The sequence below is a fragment of the Dactylosporangium sp. NPDC049742 genome (assembly GCF_040674675.1).
GTDB classification, from domain to species: domain Bacteria; phylum Actinomycetota; class Actinomycetes; order Mycobacteriales; family Micromonosporaceae; genus Dactylosporangium; species Dactylosporangium maewongense.
Genome location: NZ_JBFANF010000010.1, coordinates 187,284 through 211,496 on the forward strand (window position 1 = coordinate 187,284; position 24,213 = coordinate 211,496).

The window sequence follows — 24,213 nt, forward strand, 5'->3', positions numbered from 1 at the left end:
CTGGCCTGAGGGGTTTCCCCAGCGATCGCTACGGAGCGTGACCGTAACTGGCGGAAGTCGCGGGGTCAAGTGGTCGAGACCCATCCGTTGCCCAGGTCAGGGCGGTTGTTAGGGTGGTTGCCGTTCGACGTCCTTTAACGACCCGTCCGGTGAGGCGGGGAAGGAGGTCTGGTTTGTCGACCCCGACAACAGGCGCTGAGCTGGGCAAAACCATCCTAACGGCGGCAGATGTCGCCCGTGTGGTGGACCGGATTGCCCATCAGATTCTGGAAAAGACGTCCGGAGCCACCGAAACGGTGCTGCTCGGCATACCTACCCGAGGCGTACCGCTCGCTCGCAGACTCGCCGCCAGGATCGCCACTTTCGAGGGTGCTGAGATCCCGGTGGGTGTGTTGGACATCACGCTCTATCGGGACGATCTTCGCCTCCAGGCGACCCGTGCGCTGGGTCACACGGAGATCCCGCCCGGTGGTCTCGACGGGCGCCGGGTGATCCTCGTCGACGACGTCCTCTTCTCCGGCCGCACGGTCCGCGCGGCCCTCGACGCGCTCAAGGATCTCGGCCGGCCGCGGATGGTCCAGCTGGCGGTCCTCGTCGACCGGGGCCATCGCGAGCTGCCGATTCGCGCCGACTACGTGGGCAAGAACATCCCGACCTCGATCGACGAGAGCGTCCGGGTGTCCGTCGCCGAGCAGGACGGCGACGACGCCGTGGTGATCGTGAGCAAGGAGAGGCAGGCATGAAGCACCTGCTCAGCGCCGCCGACCTGGACGCCGCCGCCGCCACGCTGGTGCTCGACACCGCGGCGGAGATGGCGAGCATCGCGGGGCGCGAGGTGAAGAAGCTGCCCGCGCTGCGGGGGCGCACCGTGGTGAACCTGTTCTACGAGGACTCGACCAGGACCCGGATCTCGTTCGAGGCGGCGGCGAAGCGGCTGTCGGCCGACGTCATCAACTTCTCGGCGAAGGGCTCCAGCGTCTCGAAGGGTGAAAGTCTCAAGGACACCGCCCTCACGCTGCAGGCGATGGGCGCCGACGCGGTCGTGATCCGCCACCCGGCCAGCGGCGCGCCGCACCGGCTCGCCAACTGGGTCGAGGGCAGCGTCGTGAACGCCGGCGACGGCACGCACGAGCACCCCACGCAGGCCCTGCTCGACGCGTACACGATGCGCAACCGCCTCGGCAGGCTCGCCGGGCTCAACGTGGCCATCGTCGGCGACGTGCTGCACTCCAGGGTGGCCAGGTCGAACGTGCAGCTGCTGCACACCCTCGGCGCGAAGGTGACGCTCGTCGCACCGCCCACGCTGCTGCCGGTCGGCGTCGGCGCGTGGCCGGCCAGCACGTCCTACGACCTCGACGCGGTGGTCCCGGATTCCGACGTCGTCATGATGCTGCGGGTCCAGCGGGAAAGAATGAACCAGGCGTACTTCCCCTCGGAGCGGGAGTACGCGCGGCGCTACGGCTTCGACGTGCCGCGCATGAGCCGGCTGCCCGAGCACGCGATCGTCATGCACCCCGGGCCGATGAACCGGGGCATGGAGATCGCGCCCGAGGTCGCGGACTCGCCCCGCTCCACCATCGTCGAACAGGTCGCCAACGGGGTGTCCGTGCGGATGGCCGTCCTCTACCTGCTGCTCGGAGGCAAAGCGTGATCATCTCGGACACCCAGCTGGGCGAGATCACCGTCGAGGACGGGGTAATTGTCGGCATAAATCCGGACAAGAAGGGTGGCAAGATCGCGCTTCCCGGACTCGTGGACCTGCACACCCATCTGCGGGAGCCCGGGCGGGAGGACGCCGAGACGGTCGAGTCCGGCTCGCGCGCCGCGGCCCTGGGTGGATACACGGCCGTGTGCGCGATGGCCAACACGAGCCCGGTCGCCGACACCGCCGGCGTCGTGGAGCAGGTCTGGCGCCTCGGCCGCGAGGCGGGCCTGGTCGACGTGCAGCCGATCGGCGCCGTCACCGTCGGGCTGGGCGGCGAGCAGCTCGCCGAGCTCGGCGCGATGGCCGACTCCGCGGCGAAGGTCCGCGTGTTCTCCGACGACGGCCACTGCGTGCACGACCCGCGCCTCATGCGCCGGGCTCTCGAATACGTCAAGGCGTTCGACGGGGTCGTCGCCCAGCACGCCGAGGAGCCGCGGCTGACCACCGGCGCGCAGATGAACGAGGGCGAGGTCGCCGCCCGCCTGGGCATGACCGGCTGGCCGGCCGTCGCCGAGGAGGCGATCATCGCCCGGGACGTGCTCCTCGCCGGGCACGTCGGCGCCCGCCTGCACATCTGCCACGTGTCGACGGCCGGCAGCGTCGAGCTGATCCGCTGGGCGAAGTCCAAGGGCTGGCGGGTGACCGCCGAGGTGACGCCGCACCACCTGCTGCTCACTGAGGACCTCGCCGTCGACTACGACCCGGTGTACAAGGTGAACCCGCCGCTGCGGACCCAGGCCGACGTGCTCGCGCTGCGCAAGGGCCTGCAGGACGGCACGATCGACTGCGTCGCGACCGACCACGCCCCGCACAGCGTCGAGGACAAGGAGTGCGAGTGGGCGTACGCCAGGCCGGGGATGCTCGGCCTGGAGACCGCCCTGGCGATCGTCGTACAGACGATGGGGCCGCAGTGGGACAGGATCACGGACTGGATGTCCGTCGCGCCGGCGAAGATCGCCGGTCTCGCCGGGCACGGCCACGCCCTGCAGGTCGGTCAGGTCGCGAACATCGCGGTCTTCGATCCGGAGGTCCGGTGGACGGTCGACCCGACCGCCCTGGCCAGCCGGTCACGCAACACCCCATACGCCGGGATGGAGCTGCGCGGTCGCGTCGAGGCGACCTATCTGCGCGGCGAGCCGACGGTGTTGAACGGAAAGGCGACTCGGTGAAGCGCAGAGCAGCATTGTTGGTACTGGAGGACGGCCGCACCTTCCGCGGCGAGGCCTTCGGCAGCATCGGGGAGACCTTCGGCGAGGCGGTGTTCAACACCGGCATGACCGGCTACCAGGAGACGCTGACCGACCCGTCCTACCACCGGCAGGTCGTCGTGCAGACCGCGCCGCAGATCGGCAACACCGGGATCAACGACGAGGACGACGAGTCGGGCCGCGTCTGGGTCGCCGGTTACGTGGTGCGCGACCCCGCCCGGTCCTACTCCAACTGGCGCGCCTCCGGCAGCCTCCAGGACCGGCTCGCGGTCGAGGGGATCGTCGGGATCAGCGGCGTCGACACCCGCGCCCTCACCCGCCACCTGCGCGAGCGCGGCGCGATGCGCGTCGGCGTCTCCAGCGTCGACGACGACCGCGACGGCATCCTCGAGCGCGTCCGCCAGCAGCCCGAGATGCTCGGCGCGGACCTGTCCGCCGAGGTGAGCACGCCCGAGCGGTACACCGTGGAGGCCGAGGGCGAGCACCGCTTCACGGTCGCCGCGATCGACCTGGGCATCAAGCGCAACGTCCCGCGCCGGCTGGCCGCCCGCGGGGTGACCACCCACGTGCTGCCCGCGAGCACCACCCTGGAGGACATCCGCGCGCTGAACGCCGACGCGGTGTTCTTCTCGCCCGGCCCGGGCGACCCGTCCACCGCCGACGGCCCGGTCAGCCTGGCCAAGGAGGTCATGTCCGCGAGGATCCCGCTCTTCGGGATCTGCTTCGGCAGCCAGATCCTGGGCCGCGCGCTCGGGTTCGGCACGTACAAGCTGGGCTACGGCCACCGCGGGATCAACCAGCCCGTCCTGGACCGGACCACCGGCAAGGTCGAGGTGACCAGCCACAACCACGGCTTCGCCGTCGACGCGCCCCGCGAAGGGCGCACCAGCACCGAGTTCGGCGAGGTCGAGGTCAGCCACGTCTGCCTCAACGACGGGGTCGTCGAGGGCCTGCGCTGCCTCGACGTGCCGGCCTTCACCGTCCAGTACCACCCGGAGGCGGCAGCGGGGCCGCACGACGCGGACTACCTGTTCGACAGATTCGCGGAGTTGATGAACACCAATGCCTAAGCGGACCGATCTCCGGCACGTCCTCGTCATCGGCTCCGGCCCGATCGTCATCGGCCAGGCGTGCGAGTTCGACTACTCCGGCACGCAGGCGTGCCGCGTGCTGCGCGCCGAGGGGCTGCGGGTCAGCCTCGTCAACTCCAACCCGGCCACCATCATGACCGACCCGGAGTTCGCCGACGCCACGTACGTCGAGCCGATCACCCCCGAATTCGTCGAGCAGGTCATCGCCAAGGAGCGCCCCGACGCGCTGCTCGCCACGCTCGGCGGGCAGACCGCGCTCAACACCGCCGTCGCGCTGCACGAGGCGGGCGTGCTCGACAAGTACGGCGTCGAGCTCATCGGCGCCAACATCGACGCCATCCGGCGCGGCGAGGACCGGCAGCTGTTCAAGGACATCGTCGCCAAGGCCGGCGGCGAGACCCCGCGCAGCCGGGTGTGCCACTCGATGGACGAGGTCCGCGCGACCGTCGCCGACCTCGGCCTGCCGGTCGTCATCCGGCCGTCGTTCACCATGGGCGGCCTCGGCTCCGGCATGGCGCACACCGACGCCGACCTGGAGCGGCTCGCCGGCGGCGGGCTCGTCGCCTCCCCGGTGCACGAGGTCCTCATCGAGGAGAGCGTGCTCGGCTGGAAGGAGTACGAGCTGGAGCTGATGCGCGACAAGCACGACAACGTGGTCGTCGTCTGCTCCATCGAGAACGTCGACGCGATGGGCGTGCACACCGGCGACTCCGTGACCGTCGCGCCGGCCATGACGCTCACCGACGTCGAGTACCAGCGGCTGCGCGACCTCGGCATCGCCGTGCTGCGCGAGGTCGGCGTCGACACCGGCGGCTGCAACATCCAGTTCGCGGTGCACCCGCAGACCGGCCGGCTGGTCGTCATCGAGATGAACCCGCGCGTCTCCCGCTCCAGCGCCCTGGCCAGCAAGGCGACCGGCTTCCCGATCGCGAAGATCGCCGCGAAGCTCGCCATCGGCTACACCCTGGACGAGATCCCCAACGACATCACCCTCAAGACGCCGGCGGCGTTCGAGCCCTCGCTCGACTACGTCGTGGTGAAGATCCCGCGGTTCGCGTTCGAGAAGTTCCCCGGCGCCGACGCGGAGCTGACCACGACCATGAAGTCGGTCGGCGAGGCCATGTCGATGGGCCGCACGTTCCAGGAGGCCCTGGGCAAGGCGATGCGGTCGATGGAGACCAAGGCCGCCGGGTTCTGGACCTACCCCGACAAGGCGGGCGTCGACCCGATCGAAGCGCTGAAGGTGCCGCACGACGGCCGGCTGTACACCGCCGAACGCGCGCTGCGGGAAGGGCACAGCGTCGCGGCCGTGGCCGAGGCGAGCGGCTTCGACCCGTGGTTCGTCGACCAGATCGCCGCGCTGGTCGACCTGCGCGCCGAGATCCTCAGCGCCGCCGTGCTCGACGAGCCGCTGCTGCGCACGGCGAAGCGGGCCGGCCTGTCCGACCGGCAGATCGCCGCGCTGCGGCCCGAGTTCGCCGGCGAGGACGGCGTGCGCAGCCTCCGCCAGCGGCTCGGCCTGCGGCCCGTCTACAAGACCGTCGACACCTGCGCCGCCGAGTTCGCGGCCGGCACCCCGTACCACTACAGCACCTACGAGGAGGAGACCGAGGTCGCCCCGTCGGACCGGCCCAAGGTCATCATCCTGGGCTCCGGGCCGAACCGGATCGGGCAGGGCATCGAGTTCGACTACTCGTGCGTGCACGCGGTCATGGCGCTGCGCGCCAAGGGCTTCGAGACCGTCATGGTCAACTGCAACCCGGAGACGGTGTCCACCGACTACGACACCGCGGACCGGCTGTACTTCGAGCCACTCACGTTCGAGGACGTCCTGGAGGTCGTGCACGCCGAGGACGAGTCCGGCAAGGCCGCCGGCGGCCCCGGCGTCGTCGGCGTCGTCGTGCAGCTCGGCGGGCAGACCCCGCTCGGCCTCGCCCAGCAGCTCGCCGACGCGGGCGTGCCGATCGTCGGCACCTCGCCCGAGGCGATCGACCTGGCCGAGGACCGCGGCGCGTTCGGCAAGCTCCTCACCGGGGCCGGCCTGACCGCGCCGGCGCACGGCACCGCGACCAGCTTCGGCGAGGCCAAGCTCATCGCCGACGAGATCGGCTACCCGGTGCTGGTGCGGCCCTCGTACGTGCTGGGCGGCCGCGGCATGGAGATCGTCTACGACGAGCAGACCCTGCGCGGCTACATCGCCCGGGCCACCGAGATCTCCCCGGCGCACCCGGTGCTGGTCGACCGGTTCCTCGACGACGCCATCGAGATCGACGTCGACGCCCTCTGCGACGCCGACGGCGAGGTCTACGTCGGCGGGGTCATGGAGCACATCGAGGAGGCCGGCATCCACTCCGGCGACTCCTCCTGCGTCCTGCCGCCGATCACCCTCGCCGGGGTGCACCTGGACGAGGTGCGGCGCTACACGGTCGCCCTCGCCCGTGGCATCGGCGTCCAGGGGCTGCTCAACGTCCAGTACGCGCTGAAGGACGACGTCCTGTACGTCCTGGAGGCCAACCCGCGCGCGTCGCGCACCGTGCCGTTCGTGTCGAAGGCGACGGCGGTGCCCCTGGCGAAGGCCGCGGCCCGCATCGCGCTCGGCGCCACGATCGCCGAGCTGCGCGCCGAGGGCCTGCTGCCCGCGACCGGTGACGGCGGCACCCCGCCGGAGCACGCGCCGATCGCGGTCAAGGAGGCGGTGCTGCCGTTCAAGCGCTTCCGCACGATCGAGGGCAAGGGCGTGGACAACCTGCTCGGCCCGGAGATGAAGTCGACCGGCGAGGTCATGGGCATCGACACGTCCTTCGGCCACGCCTTCGCGAAGTCGCAGGCCGCCGCGTACGGGTCGCTGCCCACCACCGGCACGGTGCTGGTCACGGTCGCCAACCGGGACAAGCGCGGCATCGTGTTCCCGGTCAAGCGCCTCGCCGACCTCGGCTTCTCGATCGTCGCCACCGCCGGCACCGGTCAGGTCCTGCGCCGGTACGGGGTCGCCTGCGAGATCGTGCCGAAGCACTTCGAGGAGGGCGGCGGCCGCAACGCCGTGTCGATGATCGCCGGCGGCGAGGTCGCCCTGGTGATCAACACCCCGCAGGGCTCCAGCGGCCGGCAGGACGGCTACGAGATCCGCAGCGCGGCGGTCGTCGCCGACATCCCGTGCATCACCACGCTGCCGGGCGCGGCGGCCGCGGTCATGGGCGTCGAGGCGCTGCTGCGCGGCGAGATGACGGTCCGGCCGCTGCAGGAGCTGCACGCCGCCCTGCGCGGGCAGCAGTGAGCGGCCAGCGGAGCGTCTTGGGCCGCTCACGGGCAGTGCAGGTTGGGCTCGCGGCGACGCCGGAGGCGGCGTTGTGAGCGGCCAGCGAAGCGTCTTGGGCCGCTCACGGGCAGCGCAGGTTGGGCTCGCGGCGACGCCGGAGGCGGCGTCGTGAGCGGTCAGCGTCGGCCTTGGAGGCTGCGTCGTGACGTATGAGCGGCTGGTCCGCCCGGTGCTGTTCCGTCTCGGCGGCGGCGACGCCGAGACGGTGCACGAGCGGACCCTGCACTGGCTGTCGCGGGTGCCGTCGAAGAAGCGGGCCTACAGCCCGCCCGGTGCGCGCCGGACCGTGTTCGGGATCGACTTCCCGAACGCGGTCGGGCTCGCCGCCGGCATGGACAAGGACGGCCGGGCGCTGCGGGCCTGGCCGCGGCTCGGCTTCGGCTTCGTCGAGGTCGGCACCGTCACCTGGCACCCGCAGCCCGGCAACGACCGCCCCCGCCTGTTCCGGTTCCCTCCGCAGGAGGCGATCGTCAACCGGATGGGCTTCAACAACGGCGGCGCGCGGGCCCTCTCGGCCCGGCTGAAGGCCCTCGGGCCCCTGCCCGTGCCGCTGGGCATCAGCCTCGGCAAGTCGAAGGTGACGCCCCTGACCGGCGCCGTCGAGGACTACGTCAGCAGTTTCCGGCAGCTGTACGACCAGGGCGCGTACTTCGCGGTGAACGTCAGCTCACCGAACACCCCGGGGCTGCGGGAGCTGCAGGACAAGGCGCACCTGACGGCGCTGCTCGGCGCGCTGCACGCGGAGAACCGGGCGGGCAAGCCCGTGCTGGTCAAGGTCGCCCCCGACCTGACCGACGCGGCGCTCGGCGAGCTGCTCGACGTGTGCCTGGCCCAGGGTGTCGCCGGGCTGATCGCCACCAACACGACCGTCGCCCGGCCGGGCGTGACGACCACCGAGACCGGCGGGCTGAGCGGCCGCCCGCTCGCGCCGCGGGCCCTGGAGGTCGTGCGTTTCGTCGCCAAGGAGAGCGGGCTGCCGGTCGTCGGTGTGGGCGGGATCACCTCCGCCGACGACGTGACCCGCATGCTCGAGGCCGGGGCGTCGCTCGTGCAGCTCTACACCGGATTCATCTACCACGGCCCGCGCCTCGTGAAGCAGGCCGTCCACGCCACCAGGGAGCACGCGTGAGCGAACGGTTCGGGGCCCGGCTGAGGGCCGCCATGGACACGCTGGGGCCGCTGTGCGTCGGGATCGACCCCCACCCCTCCCTGCTGGCCGCCTGGGGCCTCTCCGACGATGTCAAGGGCCTGGAAGCGTTCAGTCGGACGGTGGGGGAGGCCCTGGCCGACCGGGTCGCGGTGATCAAGCCCCAGTCCGCCTTTTATGAGCGTTTCGGCTCCAGGGGCATAGCGGTGCTGGAGTCGACTATCCGACAGTTTGACTCGACCCGGACTCTTGTAGTTCTCGACGTCAAGCGGGGTGACATCGGTTCGACGGCCGCCGCGTACGCGGACGCGTACCTCGACCCGGCGTCCCCGCTGCGGGCCGATGCGATCACCGTCAGCCCGTTCCTCGGGGTCGGTTCGCTGCGCCCGATCTTCGACAAGGCGGCCGCGAACGGCCTCGGCGCGTTCGTCCTCGCGCTGACGTCGAATCCCGAGGGCGCGTCGGTCCAGCGGGCCGTCGGGGCCGGCGGAAGGACCGTCGCGCAGACCGTCGTCGACGAGATTGCGCAGCTCAACGCGGGTGTGACGCCCCTCGGCGACGTCGGCGTCGTGATCGGCGCGACGCTCGGTGAGCACGGCCACGACCTGACGAACCTCAATGGACCGATCCTGGCGCCGGGCCTCGGTGCACAGGGCGGCAGAGCCGACGGACTGCGGGCCGCGTTCGGTGATCAAGCCCCTGACGTGCTGCCGTCGTACTCCCGGGAGATCCTCGGCGCGGGCCCGGACGTGGCCACGCTGCGTGCTGCCGCGGAGCGGGCGCGTGACGAATGCGCGGCCGCTCTGGCGGTCACCGCCTGATCATCAAGCCGCCACCGGCCGTCGATCATGCGATACCCACGTTGCCGAAATGGCTCGTGACCGCTAGTTTTCCCCGCGCTAGACCATCAACATTCTTTTCAAGGGACCTGAGGAGACCTGGTGCCGCTCCCGTCACTGAGCCCGGAACAGCGCGCGGCCGCTTTGGAAAAAGCGGCTGAGATTCGTAAGGCTCGCGCTGAGCTGAAGGAGCAACTGAAGCAGGGGAAGACCACCCTCGCTGCCGTGCTCGATCGTGCGGAGTCCGACGACGTCGTCGGCAAGCTTCGGGTTTCGGCCGTGCTGCAGGCAATGCCCGGCATCGGCAAGATCCGCGCGACGCAGATCATGGAGAAGCTGAAGATCGCCGACAGCCGCCGCCTCCGCGGCCTGGGCGACCAGCAGCGCAAGGCACTGCTCGGGGAGTTCGCCGGCGGCAAGTGACTGCCGCGTGGCCGGTCCCCCCGGACCAGTGCTGAGACCTCGACGCGCCCGGACCCCTTGGGTCCGGGCGCGTTGTGTTTGCGCAGTCACCCGGCCGGACCCGCGGCCGGGACGTTTGCGTTTGCGCAGTCACTAGCTGCCCCACCGCAGGCGGCGGGTCCCGCCGGGGGATTCTCACCCCGGACCCCCAATGCTCGCTGCGCTCCCACCACCTGCGCCCTGGGCTGGTAAGGTTTACGGGTTCGCGAGCTGTCAATTGGAAAGTCGTGAGGTTGTTTCGTGGCCGGAACCGTGGCAGACCCCCAGGGCATCACCAACCCGCCGATCGACGAGCTGCTGGAGAAGACCACCTCGAAGTACGCCCTGGTGATCTTCGCGGCGAAGCGGGCCCGTCAGGTCAACGCCTACTACAGCCAGCTGGGTGAGGGTCTTCTCGAATACGTGGGTCCCCTGGTGGAGACCACGCCGCAGGAGAAGCCGCTCTCCATCGCGCTGCGCGAGATCAACAGCGGCCTGCTGACCGCCGAGCGCATCGAAGAGGTCTAGTCCGACATGCACGCCGAGGACGACGGAGCCGGTGACCGGCCGAGGGTCGTTCTCGGCGTCGCCGGTGGGATCGCCGCCTACAAGGCCTGCGAGCTGCTGCGGCTGCTGACCGAGTCAGGGCACGACGTCCGGGTCGTGCCGACGGCGGCGGCGCTCACGTTCGTCGGCGAGGCCACCTGGGCCGCCCTGTCCGGCCGGCCGGTCAGCACCGACGTGTGGACCGGCGCCCACGAGGTCCCGCACGTCCGGCTCGGCCGCGAGGCCGACCTCGTCGTCGTCGCGCCCGCCACCGCCGACCTTCTCGCGAAGGCCGCGCACGGGCTCGCCGACGACCTGCTCACCAACACGCTGCTCACCGCCCGGTGCCCGGTGCTCTTCGCGCCGGCGATGCACACCGAGATGTGGGAGCACCCCGCCACCCAGGCCAATGTCGCCACGCTCCGCTCCCGCGGCGTCGTGGTGCTGGAGCCCGACGCGGGGCGGCTCACCGGAGCCGACACCGGCAAGGGGCGGCTGCCCGCCCCGGCCGCGATCTTCGCCACCGCCCAGCGGCTCCTGCGGCGCGGCGGTCTCGCCGCCGACCTGGCCGGGCGGCACGTGGTGGTCACCGCCGGCGGCACCCGCGAGCCCATCGACCCGGTCCGCTTCATCGGCAACCGCTCCTCCGGCAAGCAGGGCTACGCGATCGCGCGGGCCGCCGTCGCCCGGGGCGCGCGGGTCACCCTCATCTCGGCCAACGTGGCGCTGCCCGACCCGGCCGGCGCCGACCTGGTTCGGGTCGAGACGACCGAGCAGCTGCGGGTCGCCACCTTGGACGCGGCCGCGAAGGCCGACGCCGTGGTCATGGCGGCCGCGCCGGCCGACTTCCGGCCCGCGGTCTTCGCCCCCGGCAAGATCAAGAAGGTGGACGGGACCGCGCCCACCCTGGAGCTCGTGACCAACCCCGACATCGCCGCGGAGCTCGGCGCGGCGAAGCCGGCGGGGCAGGTGCTCGTCGCGTTCGCCGCCGAGACCGCCGCGATCGAGCAGGCCGTCGCGAACGGTCACGAAAAGCTGCTCCGCAAGCGCGCGGACCTTATCGTCGTGAACGAGGTCGGGGTCGGCAAGACCTTCGGCGCGGAGCGCAACCAAGCGGTCATCCTCGGCGCCGACGGGACCCGCTCGGCCCTGCCCGAACTGTCCAAAGACGACCTTGCCGATAGGATTTTGGACCTCGTCATCGACCGTTTGCCCTGATCATCCCGGTCCCACGACGACGTGGCGGCCCAGACTCCACCATGCCTTTGTCGGTTCTCGAGGGCCAAGTCGTACACTGCTGCGAAGCCAACCAAACCGACGCCGTAACCCCTGAGGAGCACCATTGGCCCGCCGCCTGTTCACGTCAGAGTCGGTCACCGAAGGTCACCCCGACAAGATTGCCGATCAGATCAGTGACGGCATCCTCGACGCGCTCCTCACGCAGGACGCCCGCAGCCGGGTCGCCGTCGAGACGCTCATCACCACCGGCCAGGTCCACGTCGCCGGTGAGGTGACCACCAGCGCCTACGCCGACATCGCGAAGATCGTCCGCGAGACGATCCTCGGCATCGGCTACGACTCGTCGAAGAAGGGCTTCGACGGCGCCTCCTGCGGCGTCAGCGTGTCGATCGGCGCCCAGTCGCCCGACATCGCCCAGGGCGTCGACTCCGCGATCGAGGTCCGCGAGGGCTCCGGCAGCGACAACCTCGACCTGCAGGGCGCCGGCGACCAGGGCATGATGTTCGGCTTCGCGTGCAGCGAGACGCCCGAGCTCATGCCGCTGCCGATCGCGCTCGCGCACCGGCTCGCGCGCCGCCTGTCCGCGGTCCGCAAGGACGGCACGATCCCCTACCTGCGCCCCGACGGCAAGACGCAGGTCACGATCGAATACGACGGCCTGCGCCCGGTCCGGCTGCACACGGTCGTCGTCTCCAGCCAGCACGCGCCCGACATCTCGCTCGAGTCGCTGCTGACCCCCGACGTGCGCGAGCACGTCATCGCCCCCGAGCTCGAGGGCCTGGGCCTGGAGACCGACGGCTACCGCCTGCTGGTCAACCCGACCGGCCGCTTCGAGATCGGCGGCCCGATGGGCGACGCCGGCCTCACCGGTCGCAAGATCATCGTCGACACCTACGGCGGCTACGCCCGCCACGGCGGCGGCGCGTTCTCCGGCAAGGACCCGTCGAAGGTCGACCGCTCCGCGGCGTACGCCACCCGCTGGGTCGCGAAGAACGTCGTGGCCGCCGGCCTGGCCGAGCGCTGCGAGGTCCAGGTCGCCTACGCGATCGGCAAGGCGCACCCCGTCTCGCTGTTCGTGGAGACCTTCGGCACCGAGGTCGTGCCGGTCGAGCGGATCGAGAAGGCCATCAACGAGGTCTTCGACCTGCGCCCGGCCGCGATCATCCGCGACCTCGACCTGCTCAAGCCGGTCTACCAGCAGACCGCGGCCTACGGTCACTTCGGCCGCGAGCTGCCCGGCTTCACGTGGGAGCAGGCGAGCCGCACGGCCGAGCTGAAGTCCGCCGCCGGCGCCTGATCCACACTTCGACGTTGGCCGATCAATCTGATACCGGGATTGATCGGTCAACGTCTATTTCCGGCCTATCACAGGACGGTCTCTTCCCGTCACTGGAGCCGGTCGGGAAGGCCGCCGCGAAGGCCACCGGAAAAGCCGCCGCCGAGCGCGTCGCGGGAAAGTCGCGCACCGCGAAGCCCCGCGAGGCCGCCGCCGTGCTGCCGGTCGCCCGGATCTGCGTCGACGTGCCGCTGCCGCACCTGGACCGGCCGTTCGACTACCTGGTGCCCACCGCTCTCGACGCCGCCGCCGTCCCGGGTGTACGGGTGAAGGTCCGCTTCGCCGGACAGCTCGCCGACGGGTTCCTGCTGGAGCGGGTCGCGGAGTCGGAGCACGGGGGCCGCCTGCAGTTCCTGGACAAGGTGGTGTCACCGGAGCCGGTGCTGCGGCCGGAGGTCGCCGCCCTGGCCCGCGAGGTCGCGGACCGCTACGCGGGCACCATGTCCGACGTCCTCCGCCTCGCCGTCCCGCCCCGTCACGCGGCCACCGAAAAACGTTCCCCCGCCGATTCACCCTCCGCACCGGCCGCCGACGAGGGGTCGCCGGACGAGGGTTCCCAGGGCGAGGGGTCTCCGGACGAGGGGTCTCAGGGAGAGGCTCCGTCGGGCGAGGCTTCTCCGGACGTGCCGTCTTCGGCGGCCGCCCCGTCCGCCGGGTTCCCGCCCGCGGTGCCACCGGTCTCCGAGGCGGGGTGGCGGCGGTACCCGGCAGGAGTGGCGCTGCTGCGGGCCCTCGGCGACGGGCGGCGGCCGCACGCCGTGTGGACCGCGCTGCCCGGGGAGGACTGGCCGGCGCGGCTCGCCGAGGCCGCGGCGAGCACCCTCGCCGGCGGACGCGGCGCGCTGATCGTCGTCGCGGACGCCCGGGACCTCGACCGGCTCGACGCGGCGATGGCCGAGGCGCTCGGCGGCACCGGGGCGCACGTGGCGCTGTCCGCGGCGCTCGGGCCCGCCGAACGGTACCGCCGCTTCCTCGCCGCGGCGCGCGGGCACGTGAAGGTCGTCATCGGCACCCGGGCCGCCTGCTTCGCGCCCGTCGCCGACCTGGGCCTCGTCGCCGTCTGGGACGACGGCGACGACCTGCACGCCGAGCCCAGGGCGCCGTACCCGCACGCCCGCCAGGTCCTCCTCGCCCGCGCCGAACAGGCAGGGTGCGGGATCATCGTCGGGGGGTTCGCGCGTACCGCCGAAGCCCAGCAGCTCGTCGAGGCCGGCTGGGCCATCGAGGTCGCCGCCGGCAGGGACGTCGTGCGGCGGCACATGCCGCAGGTGGTGACCGTCGGCGAGGACGACCAGATGGCCCGCGACCCGGGAGCGGTCTCGGCCCGGCTCCCCACCGCCGCCTGGCGGGCCGCCCGCGACGCGCTGCTGCGGGACGCGCCGGTGCTCATCCAGGTGCCGCGGCGCGGGTACATCCCGTCGGTCGCCTGCGCCGAGTGCCACACCCCGGCCCGCTGCCCGAACTGCTCCGGACCCCTCGCGCTGCCGTCGGCGACCGCGCCACCGTTGTGCCGGTGGTGCGGACGGGTCGCCGCCGCGTACGCCTGCCCGGAATGCCGCAGCCGACGCCTCCGCGCCTCCGTCGTCGGCGCGCGCCGGACCGCCGAGGAGCTCGCCCGGGCGTTTCCGGACACCCCGGTGCGGACCTCGGGCCGCGACGGCGTCCTCGCCACGGTCCCCGGCGAGGCGTCGATCGTCGTGTCGACCCCGGGCGCGGAGCCCGTGGCCCCCGGCGGGTACGGCGCCGTCCTCCTCCTCGACACCTGGGCCCTGCTCACCCGCGCCGACCTGCGCGGCACCGAGGAGGCGCTGCGCCGCTGGCTGACCGCCGCGGCCCTGTGCCGGCACACCGGCACGGTCGTCGTGGTCGCCGACGCGTCGCTCGCGGTCGTGCAGGCGCTCGTGCGGTTCGACCCGGGCTGGCTCGCCGCCCGCGAGCTCGCCGACCGGCGCGAGCTCGGCTTCCCGCCGGTCGTGCGGATGGCGTCGCTGACGGGTGCGCCGGCCGCCGTCGCCGACCTCCTGGCGGCGGCGAAACTGCCACCGGGCGCGGAGGTCCTCGGCCCCGTCCCCGCCGCCGACGGCCAGGAGCGGATGCTGGTCCGCACCGGCCGGTCCGGCGGCCGTGCCCTCACCCTCGCCCTGCGCTCCGCCGCCGGCCTGCGCTCCGCCCGCAAGGCCACCGACCCCGTCCGCGTCCAGGTCGACCCCCTGGATCTGCTCTGACCTGCTCTGACTTTGTGATTCGCCCTGTTTCTCGCTCCGGAGTCACCCCGGGCAGGCGGTTGCATGGAAGGCATGGATACCGAACGGTTCAACGAGCTCCTGGAGCGTGCCGTCGCCGACCTCGGCGCCTGCCCGTCAGCCGGGCTGATCGCCGTGGGGGAGCGGACGGGCCTGTTCGCCGCGCTGCGGCAGGGCCCCGCGACGACCGCCGAGCTGGCACGGCGGTCCGGGACCGCGGAGCGCTACGTCCGTGAGTGGGCCGGCGCGCTCACCGCGGGCGGCTACCTGACGCACGACGGCGGCACGTACGCGCTGAGCCCCGAGCAGCACGTCCTGCTCGACCCCGACGGGCCGGTGAACCTGCCGGCGGCGGCCGAGCTCTGCCTCGCGATCCTGAGCGACACCGACCGGCTCGAACGCGCCTTCCGCACCGGCGAGGGCATCGGCTGGGGCGAGCACGACGAGGCGCTGCACGCGGGCGTCGCCGCGTTCTACCGGCCCGGCTACGCCCAGCACCTCATCAGCGGGTGGCTGCCGGCCCTCGACGGGATCACCGACCGGCTGCGCGCCGGCGGCAGCGTCGCCGACATCGGCTGCGGGCACGGCGCCGCGACCGTCCTGATCGCCGAGGCGTTCCCGGCCGCGACGGTCACCGGGTTCGACGCGCACCCCGGGTCGGTCGCCGCCGCGACGGCCGCCGCGGCGAAGGCCGGCGTCCGGGCCGAGTTCGAGGTCGCGACCGCCGCCGGGTTCCCCGCACCCCCGGACGGCGGCTACGACCTGGTGACGATCTTCGACGCGCTGCACGACCTCGGCGACCCCCTCGGGGCCGCCCGGCGGGTCCGGGAGACCCTGAGCGACGACGGCACCTGGCTGATCGTCGAGCCCCGGGCCGGGGACCGGGTCGAGGACAACCTGCACCCGCTCGGGCGGCTCTTCTACGGCGCGTCGACGTACCTGTGCGTGCCGCACGCCATCTCCGAGGGCGGCGCCGCGCTGGGCGCGCAGGCGGGCGCGGCGCGGCTGACCGGGCTGCTCACCGAGGCCGGGTTCAGCGACGTACGGGTCGTCGCCACCACGCAGACCAACCTGGTCCTGTCAGCCCGGTAGCAGGGCCCTGAGGGCCGCCTCCAGGGGCGGGGCGCCCTCGCGGTTGTCCACCTCGCGGTGCGGGACCGCCGGTGGCCGGTCCGGCGGGATCGCCGCAAGGAAGTCGTCCCACCGGTCCAGCTTCTGTCCGTCGCGGTGCGAGCCGCGGGCCAGGAGCCGGGCCCGCAGCGTCGCCGGGTCGGAGCGGACCCACACCAGGTGGACGGGGTCGCCGCCGAGCGAGGACACGAACCCGGCCCACCGGCCCGCGTCGGAGATCTGGCCGGTGAACGGCGCGGACAGCACCACCGGGCAGCCGCGGGCGCGGATCTCGCGGGCGGTGGCGGCGAGCCCCGCGTACTCGTGCAGCTTGATGTTGGCGTCGTACCAGACGCCCTCGCGCTCACCCGGGGACCGGCCGGCGGCGGCGAGGGTGGCGGCGACGAACCCGCCGTAGAGGGTGTCCTTGTCCAGCAGCGCCGGCACCGGGTCGAGCAGCCCGATCAACAGGTCCGCGACCGTCGACTTGCCCGCCCCGGGCGGCCCGGCGACCACCCAGACCTCGGCCGGACCGCTCATGCCACCAGCAACTGGTTGGTGGCCAGCTCGCGGTACAGCTCGCTGGAGTCGAGCAGGTCGGCGTGCCGGCCGGTGGCGACGACCCGGCCGCCCTCCATGACCACGATCTGGTCCGCGTCGACGACGGTCGACAGGCGGTGCGCGACGACGATCATCGTCCGATTGTGCGCCACCGTGTCGATCGCCTGACGCAATGCCACCTCGTTGCGCGCGTCGAGGTTGGACGTCGGCTCGTCCAGCAGCAGGATCGGCGGCGCGGCCAGCAGCGTCCGGGCGATCGCGAGCCGCTGCCGCTCCCCGCCGGACAGCAGCACCCCGCCCTCGCCGACCTGCGCGTCCAGGCCGAGCGGGGTCCGCTCGACGACGTCGGCGAGGTTGACCGCGTCGAGGACCTCCAGCATCTGCGCGTCGGTGGCGCCGGGCGTGGTGAGCCGCAGGTTCTCCCGCAGCGTCCCGGCGAGGACCGGCGCCTCCTGCTCCACGTAGCCGAGCTGGGCGCGCAGCGTCTGCCGCGGCAGGTCCCGCACGTCCACGCCGGCGACCCGGACGGTGCCGGCGGTCGCGTCGTAGAACCGCTCGACGAGCTGCAGCAGCGTCGACTTGCCCGCCCCGGAGGGGCCGACGAGGGCGGTGCGGGTGCCGTACGCCACCGTGAACGACACATCGCGCACGACCGGCTCCAGCGAGGCCGCGTAGCCGAACGTGACCCCCTCGAACGAGACGGCGACGGGGGAGTCCGCCACCGCGGCGGTGCCCGCGTCCTCCTCCAGCGGCACGACCAGGATGTCCTCCATCCGCTGCAACGCGCCCAGCCCCGTCTGCAGCTGCGTGTACGCGTGCAACGCCTGGCCGAGGGGCATGACCAGGAAGAACAGGTAGAGCACGAACGCGACCAGGTCACCGACGGAGATGGTGCCGTTCGCGACGCGGGCGCCGCCGACGCCGAGCAGCAGCAGGAACGCGCCCTGGATCGCGGCGACGCTGGCCGGCCCGACGAGCGCCTGCAGCTTCGCGATCCGCACGCCCGCCCGGTACGCCTCCTCGGCGCCGGACTCGACGGTGGCGACCTCGCGGTCCTCGGCGTTGCTCGCCCGGATCGTGCGGGCCGCGGTCAGCGCCCGCTCGACGGCGCTGGTCATGTCGCCGATGCGGGCCTGCGCCTCCTCCGAGGCGGGCCGGACCCGGCGGGAGAAGACCACCGCGATCGACAGGCCCAGCGCGAGACCGCCGCCGGCGGTGAGGAACAGGACTGGGTCGAGCAGCAGCATCGCGACGCCGGCGCCGACGACCATGACGGCGCCGGTGACGGTCTCGAACAGGCCGGACGTCACGACGGCCCGCAGGAGCGTCGTGTCGGCGCCGACCCGGGACAGCAGGTCGCCGGTGCGGCGCTGGTCGTACTCGGCGATCGGCAGCCGCAGCAGGTGCCGGGTCAGCCGCCGGCGGGCGGTCAGCACGAGCCCCTCGGCGGTGCGCTGCAGCAGGTAGTCGCGCAGCGCGTTGAGCACCGCGACGGCGGCGAGGACCGCGACCAGCAGCGCGACGGTCCGCCCGACCGCCTCCGAGGCCTGCAGGCCGTCGAGGACGTCGCGGGTCAGCAGCGGCTGGGCGAGGGTCGTGGCGGATCCGAGCAGCGACAGCACGCCGACGACGACGAGCGTCCGGCGGTGGTCACGCAGGTACGGCAGCAGCGAGCGCAACGAGACTTTGGCGGCCACCTGGCCGAGGCTAGCCCCGTTTTGCTGAGCGTCCCCTGAGGAGCACCAGTGACGGGTGTCGCAGCGCCTCGGGCGTCACCCTCGGGTCGGCGGCGACCGCGACGAGGTCGGCGGGCGCGCCCTCCTCGATGCCCTGGAACCCGAGGTAGCGGCGGGCGTCCCAGCACGCGGCGCCGACCGCGGCGGCCGGCGGCAGCCCCGCCGCGACCAGGTGCCCGATCTCCGCGACGACGTCGCCGTGGCCGAGGGAGTCGGTGCCGGCGAGGACGGTGACGCCGGCCTCCCACGCGTCGACGGTCGCGGTGCGCAGGCTCTCGACCCCGCCGAGGAACCAGTCCTTGCGCGGCCCCTCCGGCTTCGTGCGTACGGCGTCGACGTGGCCGACGAAGCCCGTCCACGTCGGGGTCACCGCGCCGCCCCGCGCGGCGAGCACGCCGAGCAGGTCGGGCGTCAGGAACCAGGCGTGCTCGATCGAGTCGACGCCGGCCAGGACCGCGGCGCGGGTGCCCTCGGCAGTCTGGCAGTGGGCGGCCACCCGCCCGTTCACCGCGTGCACGGCGTCGCAGAGCTCCCGCAGTACCGACTCCGGGGTCTTGACCCGGTCGAACTCCCAGTCGCCGTAGGTCTTGCACCAGCCGTCGTTGGCGAGGGCCTGCGCGACGCCTTCCGCGGCCAGGTTCTTCGGCACGGTCTGCAGGTCATCGAGCTCCTCCAGCCCTCGCCACGCGAGCCACGGCCCGGCGGTGACGAGCCGCGGCACGGCGTCGTCCTCCCGGAGCACTGCCGGGATCGGCTCCCGATGGCCCGGCACGCGCAACAGGAGGGTGCCGTCTTCTGTGTACTGCCGTGCGGCCGCCGCGAACAGCTCCGGGTCGAACGCCATCGTGTCCGCGTGGTGGCCCAGGTGCGCGTGGGCGTCGACGAGACCCGGCAGGATGAACCCGCCCTCGTGGACCGTGGTCACGTCGCCGGACGGGCGTTGGAAGGTGAGCCGGTCGCCGAGCACCCAGATGTCGCGGACGTCACCGTCCGGCAGGACGGTGCCACGCAGGTGGAGGCTCGTCATCGGGCCACACTAGACTTGTTTGACTCGAACCAGATATGGGGTGCCTCGTTTGACCGTCCAGTCCGTCCGCCTCTTCGGCGACCCGGTGCTGCGCACGCCCGCCGACAGCGTCGTGGACTTCGACCGTGAGCTGCGCAAGCTGGTCAAGGACCTGCTCGACACCATGGGCCAGCAGAACGGGACCGGCCTCGCCGCCCCGCAGATCGGCGTCGGGCTGCGCGTGTTCACCTTCGATGTCGACGACGTCATCGGGCACCTGGTCAACCCGGTGCTCGAGTTCCCCGACGAGGAGGAGCAGGACGGTCCCGAGGGCTGCCTGTCGATCCCGGGCGTCTACGTGGACACCAAGCGCCGGCAGAACGTGATCGCCAAGGGCTTCAACGAGCACGGCGACCCGATCCAGATCGTCGGCACCGGGCTGATGGCGCGCTGCGCCCAGCACGAGACCGACCACCTCGACGGGGTCCTGTTCGTCGACCGGCTCGACGCCGACCGGCGCAAGCAGGCGATGAAGGAGATCCGGGCGGCGGAGTGGTACAACCCCGACGCCCCGCCGGTCGTGAAGACCAGCCCGCACGGTCTGTTCGGCCGGTGAGGCTCGTCTTCGCGGGGACACCCGCCGTGGCGCTGCCCGCCCTCGACGCGATCGCCGCCTCCTCGCACGACCTGGTCGCCGTGGTGACCCGCCCCGACGCGCCCTCCGGCCGGGGCCGGCAGCTGGTGCCGTCGCCGGTCAGCGCGTGGGCGCAGGAGCGGGACATTCCCGTCCTGACCCCCGAGCGGCCGCGTGAGCCCGCGTTCCTGGACCGGCTCCGTGAGCTGGCGCCCGACTGCTGCCCGGTCGTCGCCTACGGCGCGCTGGTGCCGCGGGTCGCGCTCGACATCCCCCGGTTCGGGTGGATCAACCTGCACTTCTCGCTGCTGCCCGCGTGGCGCGGCGCGGCCCCGGTCCAGCACGCCGTCCTGCACGGCGACGACATGACCGGCGCCAGCGTGTTCCTCCTGGAGGAGGGCCTGGACACCGGCCCCGTCTACGGCACGCTCACCGAGCCCGTCGGCGCCCGCGACACCTCCGGCGACCTGCTGTCGCGGCTCGCCGACTCCGGCGCCTCGCTGCTGGTCTCCGTCCTGGACGGCATCGCCGCCGGCTCGCTCGCCGCCGTGCCGCAGGCGCACGAGGGCATCTCCCTCGCGCCGAAGCTCACCGTGGACGACGCCCTCGTCCGCTGGGGCGACCCGGCCTTCGCCGTCGACCGGCGGGTCAGGTCCTGCACGCCCGCCCCCGGCGCCTGGACGACCCTGCGCGGCGACCGGTTGAAGCTCGGCCCGGTCACGCCGGTCACCGCCGCCTCCGTCATCGGCGGCGGCGCGACGCTCGGTCCGGGCGTCGTCGCCGTCGAACGCAACCGGGTCCTGGTCGGCACCGGCACGGTGCCGGTCGCGCTGGGCACGGTCACCGCACCCGGGAAGAAGGCCATGCCAGCGGACGCCTGGGCGCGCGGCGCCCGCATCGAGTCCGGCGTGGTGCTCGGCGCCCCGGCTTCCGGAGCCTCGTCTTGAGGTCGCCCCGGCGGGGGCCGGGGCCGCGCCCGGCGGGCGCCCGTGACGACCGGCTCGTCCGGCCGCCGCGCGGTGGCCGCCCGGCGATCGACCCTGCCCGCGAGGCCGCCTACGAGGCTGTCGCCGCCGTGCACCGCGACGACGCGTACGCCAACCTCGTGCTGCCGAAGCTGCTCCGCGAGACCGGGGTCACCGGCCGCGACGCCGCGTTCGCGACCGAGCTGACCTACGGCACGCTCCGCCAGACCGGCACCCTGGACGCGATCGTCGCCGCCGCCGCGGACCGTGCCGTGGACCGCATCGACCCACCCGTCCGCGACGCGCTGCGGATCGGCGCCTACCAGCTGCTCAACATGCGCGTCGGCGCGCACGCCGCGGTCGCGACCACCGTCGACCTGGTCCGCTCCCTGGTCCCGGGCGCCGCCGGCTTCGCCAACGCGGTCCTGCGCCGCGTCGCCGAGTCCGACCGCGCCGCGTGGCTGACCCGGCTGGCCCCCGCCGACCCGTACGAGGCGGCCGCGCTCAACCACGCGCACCCGCAGTGGATCGTGCGCGCCTTCGCCGACGCGCTCGGCTCGCTCGACGAGGCGGAGCTCGCCCTCGACGCCGACAACCTCGCCCCGCCCGTGCACCTGTGCGCCCGGCCCGGCCTGCTCGACCCCGCCTCGTTCGCCGCGTCGCTGCGGGGCGCCTCCGTCGGGCGGTACTCGCCGTACGCGGTCGTGCTGACCGGCGGCGGCGACCCAGCCGGCATCGCCGCCGTCCGCGACGGCCGCGCCCACGTGCAGGACGAGGGCAGCCAGCTCGTCGCCGCCGCCCTTGCCCTGTCGGACATCGAGGGTCGCGACGAGCGGTGGCTCGACCTGTGCGCCGGCCCCGGCGGCAAGGCGGGCCTGCTCGGCGCGCTCGCCCGCACCCGCGACGCGCACGTGACCGCCGTCGAGGTCGCCCACCACCGGGCGGCGCTGGTCGCCAAGGCCACCGAGGGCCTGCCCGTCTACACGATCCACGCCGACGGCCGCGACGTCGGCAAGGACGCGGACCTGCCCGAGGGCGGCTTCGACCGGGTCCTCGTCGACGCCCCGTGCACCGGCCTCGGCGCGCTGCGCCGCCGCCCGGAGGCCCGCTGGCGCCGCCAGCCGTCGGACCTGCCCCCGCTGACCCGCCTGCAGCGCGAGCTGCTGCAGTCCGCGTTCCGGGCGGTCCGGCCGGGCGGGGTCGTCGCCTACGTCACCTGCTCCCCGCACCAGGCGGAGACCGAGGTCTCGGTCACGGAGGCGGCCCGCCGCTCCCAGATCGACATGGACCTCATCGACGCCCGCCCCTTCCTGCCGTCCTCCCTGCCCGACCTGGGCACCGGCCCGACAGTCCAGCTCTGGCCCCACCGCCACGGCACCGACGCCATGTTCCTGGCCCTGCTCCGCCGCTCATCCTGACGCGGCGCCTGTCTCGCCGCCCTGCTCGTGCCGTTCCCGGCTCGTGCCGTTCCCGGCTCGTGCCGTTCCCGGCTCGTGCCGTTCCCGGCTCGTGCGCGCGGGAGCTCGTGCGCGCCGACGTTTTCTCGTGCGCGCGGACGGAGTTCGCGCGGAGTTCTCGTGCGCGCGGGAGTGGGGGAGCGGGGTCCGGCGAACGGGGCGTGCGGTGCGGTGGAGGGCGGCGGATGGGGACGTGAGGCGACGTGGTGGCGCTGGCGGGCCGCTTTCATCAGCACCCTACCTCGGCCCACCTAATCGATCTTCGATCCGGTAGTTGGCGCGGAACCTTCTGTAGTTTGTGCAGGTTGCGGTGGGTCAGTCGGGGAGGAGGGCGGCGACCGTGGTGCGGGTGCCGCAGGAGAGGGCGATCAGCCGGTCGCGTTCGGCGAGCCAGGCGTCGCCCAGGGCCTGGCGGGTCGCCGGGTCCAGGCCGCGGGCGTCGTTGATCAGGGTGCGCTCCTCCTCGTCGAGGTGGTGGTAGAGCGAGTTCGCGAGCTTGCTGACGGCCTTGTCGAAGGCGGGCGACGTCATGTCGGGCACGTCCAGCAGGGCGAGGAGGCGGCGGTGGCCGTCTAGGTGCTCGTCCTCGCCGTGCTCGACGTGGCCGTCGCCGCCGGTGAGCTCGCGCAGTTTCGGGTACACCTCGGACTCTTCGGCGGTGGCGTGGGCGACGAGAAGGTCGGCGAGCTCGGTCAAGGTGCGCCGCCGGTGGCCTGCGAGATCCGCGGGGGAGCGGTCGCGCAGGGAGCGGAGCAGCGTCTCGAAGCGCACGTGATCGGCGACGATCACATCGACGACATCAGCCATCCACCGATTGTCCCCCATATCCGGCGGAAGGCGTACCGTCGCCTAGAGTGCTGATGTGAGCAACACCGTGATCGCACCGTCCATTCTCGCCGCGGACTTCGCGCGGCTCGCCGAGTCCGCCGGGGCGGTGGAGGGCAGCGCCGACTGGCTGCACGTGGATGTCATGGACTACCACTTCGTGCCCAACCTGACGATCGGGCTGCCGGTGGTGCAGAGCCTGCGGAAGGCGACCACGCTGCCGTTCGACTGCCACCTGATGATCGCGGACCCGGCGCGGTGGGCGCCGCAGTACGCGGAGGCGGGGGCGTACAACGTCACGTTCCACGCCGAGGCGGCCACCGACCCGGTCGCGATCGCGAAGGACCTGAGGAAGGCCGGCAGCCGGGCCGGGCTCGCGATCGACCGGGACACGCCGGTCGAGGGGTATCTGGAGCTGCTGCCGCACTTCGACCTGCTGCTGATCATGACGATCAAGGCGGGGTTCGGCGGGCAGGCGTTCATCCCGGAGCTGCTGGACAAGGTCAGGACCGCGCGCCGGCACGTCGACGCGGGCCATCTCGAGCTGCGCATTGAAGTTGACGGCGGAGTGGCCGACGATACGATCGCGGCCTGCGCGGAGGCGGGCGCCGACACGTTCGTGGCGGGCACCGCGGTCTTCGGCGCCGAGGACCCGGCCGCCGCGGTGCGCAGGCTCCGCGCCCTCGCGAACGGCTGACGGCACCAACAGCGCGGCACCAACAGCGCGGCACCAACAGCGCGGCACCAACAGCGCGGCACCAACAGCGCGGCACCAACAGCGCGGCACCAACAGCGCGGCACCAACAGC

The 24,213-nt window shown here is 73.0% G+C and carries 21 protein-coding genes; 17 read left to right on the top strand and 4 right to left on the bottom strand.

Going from position 1 to position 24,213, the window contains the following annotated elements; all coding sequences use genetic code 11:
* The first annotated feature begins 173 nt into the window (after window positions 1–173).
* The 13 genes from pyrR to AB0J72_RS16095 all read left to right on the top strand — a co-directional run bounded on the left by pyrR (window position 174) and on the right by AB0J72_RS16095 (window position 16,203).
* The gene (gene pyrR, locus AB0J72_RS16035; RefSeq protein ID WP_344503561.1) at window positions 174–743 is read left to right on the top strand and encodes a bifunctional pyr operon transcriptional regulator/uracil phosphoribosyltransferase PyrR; all 570 of its coding nucleotides are present in this window, start codon (window positions 174–176) and stop codon (window positions 741–743) included.
* The gene (locus AB0J72_RS16040; protein ID WP_344503562.1) at window positions 740–1,651 is read left to right on the top strand and encodes an aspartate carbamoyltransferase catalytic subunit; all 912 of its coding nucleotides are present in this window, start codon (window positions 740–742) and stop codon (window positions 1,649–1,651) included. The genes pyrR and AB0J72_RS16040 overlap by 4 nt, the downstream gene beginning before the upstream one ends.
* Before the next feature lie 26 nt (window positions 1,652–1,677).
* Window positions 1,678–2,874: a dihydroorotase gene (locus AB0J72_RS16045; protein ID WP_363399368.1), complete on the top strand. Its 1,197-nt coding sequence runs from the start codon at window positions 1,678–1,680 to the stop codon at window positions 2,872–2,874.
* On the top strand, window positions 2,871–3,983 hold the full coding sequence (gene carA, locus AB0J72_RS16050; protein WP_363399252.1) for a glutamine-hydrolyzing carbamoyl-phosphate synthase small subunit: 1,113 nt from the start codon (window positions 2,871–2,873) through the stop codon (window positions 3,981–3,983). The genes AB0J72_RS16045 and carA overlap by 4 nt, the downstream gene beginning before the upstream one ends.
* Window positions 3,976–7,278, top strand: coding sequence for a carbamoyl-phosphate synthase large subunit (gene carB / locus AB0J72_RS16055; protein WP_363399254.1), 3,303 nt, complete (start codon window positions 3,976–3,978; stop codon window positions 7,276–7,278). The genes carA and carB overlap by 8 nt, the downstream gene beginning before the upstream one ends.
* Before the next feature lie 184 nt (window positions 7,279–7,462).
* A complete protein-coding gene (locus AB0J72_RS16060; RefSeq protein WP_363399257.1) occupies window positions 7,463–8,449 on the top strand; it encodes a quinone-dependent dihydroorotate dehydrogenase in 987 nt (328 codons plus the stop codon).
* Window positions 8,446–9,288: an orotidine-5'-phosphate decarboxylase gene (gene pyrF, locus AB0J72_RS16065; protein ID WP_363399259.1), complete on the top strand. Its 843-nt coding sequence runs from the start codon at window positions 8,446–8,448 to the stop codon at window positions 9,286–9,288. Before AB0J72_RS16060 ends, pyrF begins: the two co-directional genes overlap by 4 nt.
* 120 nt (window positions 9,289–9,408) lie before the next feature.
* On the top strand, window positions 9,409–9,729 hold the full coding sequence (mihF, locus tag AB0J72_RS16070; RefSeq protein ID WP_033356842.1) for an integration host factor, actinobacterial type: 321 nt from the start codon (window positions 9,409–9,411) through the stop codon (window positions 9,727–9,729).
* Between the two features lie 279 nt (window positions 9,730–10,008).
* Complete coding sequence (rpoZ, locus tag AB0J72_RS16075; protein WP_033356843.1) at window positions 10,009–10,275, top strand: DNA-directed RNA polymerase subunit omega; 267 nt, start codon at window positions 10,009–10,011, stop codon at window positions 10,273–10,275.
* Window positions 10,276–10,281: 6 nt separating this feature from the next.
* Entirely contained in the window at window positions 10,282–11,511 is a 1,230-nt protein-coding gene (gene coaBC, locus AB0J72_RS16080; RefSeq protein ID WP_363399262.1) for a bifunctional phosphopantothenoylcysteine decarboxylase/phosphopantothenate--cysteine ligase CoaBC, read from the top strand.
* Window positions 11,512–11,635: 124 nt separating this feature from the next.
* Window positions 11,636–12,829, top strand: a complete 1,194-nt coding sequence (gene metK / locus AB0J72_RS16085; RefSeq protein ID WP_344503570.1) for a methionine adenosyltransferase — start codon at window positions 11,636–11,638, stop codon at window positions 12,827–12,829.
* A 194-nt stretch (window positions 12,830–13,023) separates the two neighbouring features.
* Window positions 13,024–15,093 (top strand): primosomal protein N', encoded by a 2,070-nt coding sequence (locus tag AB0J72_RS16090; protein ID WP_363399265.1) that lies wholly within the window; start codon window positions 13,024–13,026, stop codon window positions 15,091–15,093.
* Window positions 15,094–15,165: 72 nt separating this feature from the next.
* Window positions 15,166–16,203 carry a class I SAM-dependent methyltransferase gene (locus AB0J72_RS16095; RefSeq protein ID WP_363399267.1) on the top strand — a complete coding sequence of 346 codons (1,038 nt, stop codon included), beginning with the start codon at window positions 15,166–15,168 and terminating at the stop codon, window positions 16,201–16,203.
* Here the strand turns inward: AB0J72_RS16095 and AB0J72_RS16100 are convergent.
* From AB0J72_RS16100 to AB0J72_RS16110, 3 genes are read right to left on the bottom strand one after another with little or no spacing between them, the layout of a single operon-like run.
* Complete coding sequence (locus tag AB0J72_RS16100) at window positions 16,192–16,761, bottom strand: AAA family ATPase (RefSeq protein WP_363399269.1); 570 nt, start codon at window positions 16,759–16,761, stop codon at window positions 16,192–16,194. The two genes, AB0J72_RS16095 and AB0J72_RS16100, sit on opposite strands and share 12 nt — an antisense overlap.
* Window positions 16,758–18,479 (bottom strand): ABC transporter ATP-binding protein, encoded by a 1,722-nt coding sequence (locus tag AB0J72_RS16105; protein ID WP_363399271.1) that lies wholly within the window; start codon window positions 18,477–18,479, stop codon window positions 16,758–16,760. Before AB0J72_RS16105 ends, AB0J72_RS16100 begins: the two co-directional genes overlap by 4 nt.
* Before the next feature lie 10 nt (window positions 18,480–18,489).
* Complete coding sequence (locus AB0J72_RS16110) at window positions 18,490–19,545, bottom strand: amidohydrolase family protein (RefSeq protein ID WP_363399273.1); 1,056 nt, start codon at window positions 19,543–19,545, stop codon at window positions 18,490–18,492.
* Between the two features lie 49 nt (window positions 19,546–19,594).
* Between AB0J72_RS16110 and def the strand changes: the two genes are divergently transcribed.
* Genes def through AB0J72_RS16125 form a run of 3 tightly spaced genes read left to right on the top strand, consistent with a single transcriptional unit; the run spans window position 19,595 to window position 22,541 of the window.
* Complete coding sequence (gene def / locus AB0J72_RS16115; RefSeq protein ID WP_344503576.1) at window positions 19,595–20,140, top strand: peptide deformylase; 546 nt, start codon at window positions 19,595–19,597, stop codon at window positions 20,138–20,140.
* Window positions 20,137–21,105 carry a methionyl-tRNA formyltransferase gene (gene fmt, locus AB0J72_RS16120; RefSeq protein ID WP_363399276.1) on the top strand — a complete coding sequence of 323 codons (969 nt, stop codon included), beginning with the start codon at window positions 20,137–20,139 and terminating at the stop codon, window positions 21,103–21,105. The genes def and fmt overlap by 4 nt, the downstream gene beginning before the upstream one ends.
* Window positions 21,102–22,541, top strand: coding sequence for an RsmB/NOP family class I SAM-dependent RNA methyltransferase (locus AB0J72_RS16125; protein WP_363399278.1), 1,440 nt, complete (start codon window positions 21,102–21,104; stop codon window positions 22,539–22,541). Before fmt ends, AB0J72_RS16125 begins: the two co-directional genes overlap by 4 nt.
* Window positions 22,542–22,895: 354 nt before the next feature.
* Here the strand turns inward: AB0J72_RS16125 and AB0J72_RS16130 are convergent, their stop codons facing one another.
* Complete coding sequence (locus AB0J72_RS16130; protein WP_363399280.1) at window positions 22,896–23,387, bottom strand: hemerythrin domain-containing protein; 492 nt, start codon at window positions 23,385–23,387, stop codon at window positions 22,896–22,898.
* A 55-nt stretch (window positions 23,388–23,442) separates the two neighbouring features.
* On the opposite strand from AB0J72_RS16130, the gene rpe reads away from it, so the two are divergent.
* Window positions 23,443–24,102, top strand: a complete 660-nt coding sequence (gene rpe / locus AB0J72_RS16135) for a ribulose-phosphate 3-epimerase (RefSeq protein ID WP_363399282.1) — start codon at window positions 23,443–23,445, stop codon at window positions 24,100–24,102.
* The last annotated feature ends 111 nt before the right edge of the window (window positions 24,103–24,213 follow it).

Bases quoted from the DNA above. Each gene is read 5' to 3' on its own strand.
- AB0J72_RS16130 (WP_363399280.1), bottom strand. From the start codon at position 23,387: ATGGCTGATGTCGTCGATGTGATCGTCGCCGATCACGTGCGCTTCGAG.
- coaBC (WP_363399262.1), top strand. From the start codon at position 10,282: ATGCACGCCGAGGACGACGGAGCCGGTGACCGGCCGAGGGTCGTTCTC.
- AB0J72_RS16040 (WP_344503562.1), top strand. From the start codon at position 740: ATGAAGCACCTGCTCAGCGCCGCCGACCTGGACGCCGCCGCCGCCACG.
- carB (WP_363399254.1), top strand. From the start codon at position 3,976: ATGCCTAAGCGGACCGATCTCCGGCACGTCCTCGTCATCGGCTCCGGC.
- AB0J72_RS16100 (WP_363399269.1), bottom strand. From the start codon at position 16,761: ATGAGCGGTCCGGCCGAGGTCTGGGTGGTCGCCGGGCCGCCCGGGGCG.
- AB0J72_RS16095 (WP_363399267.1), top strand. From the start codon at position 15,166: ATGGATACCGAACGGTTCAACGAGCTCCTGGAGCGTGCCGTCGCCGAC.
- AB0J72_RS16110 (WP_363399273.1), bottom strand. From the start codon at position 19,545: ATGACGAGCCTCCACCTGCGTGGCACCGTCCTGCCGGACGGTGACGTC.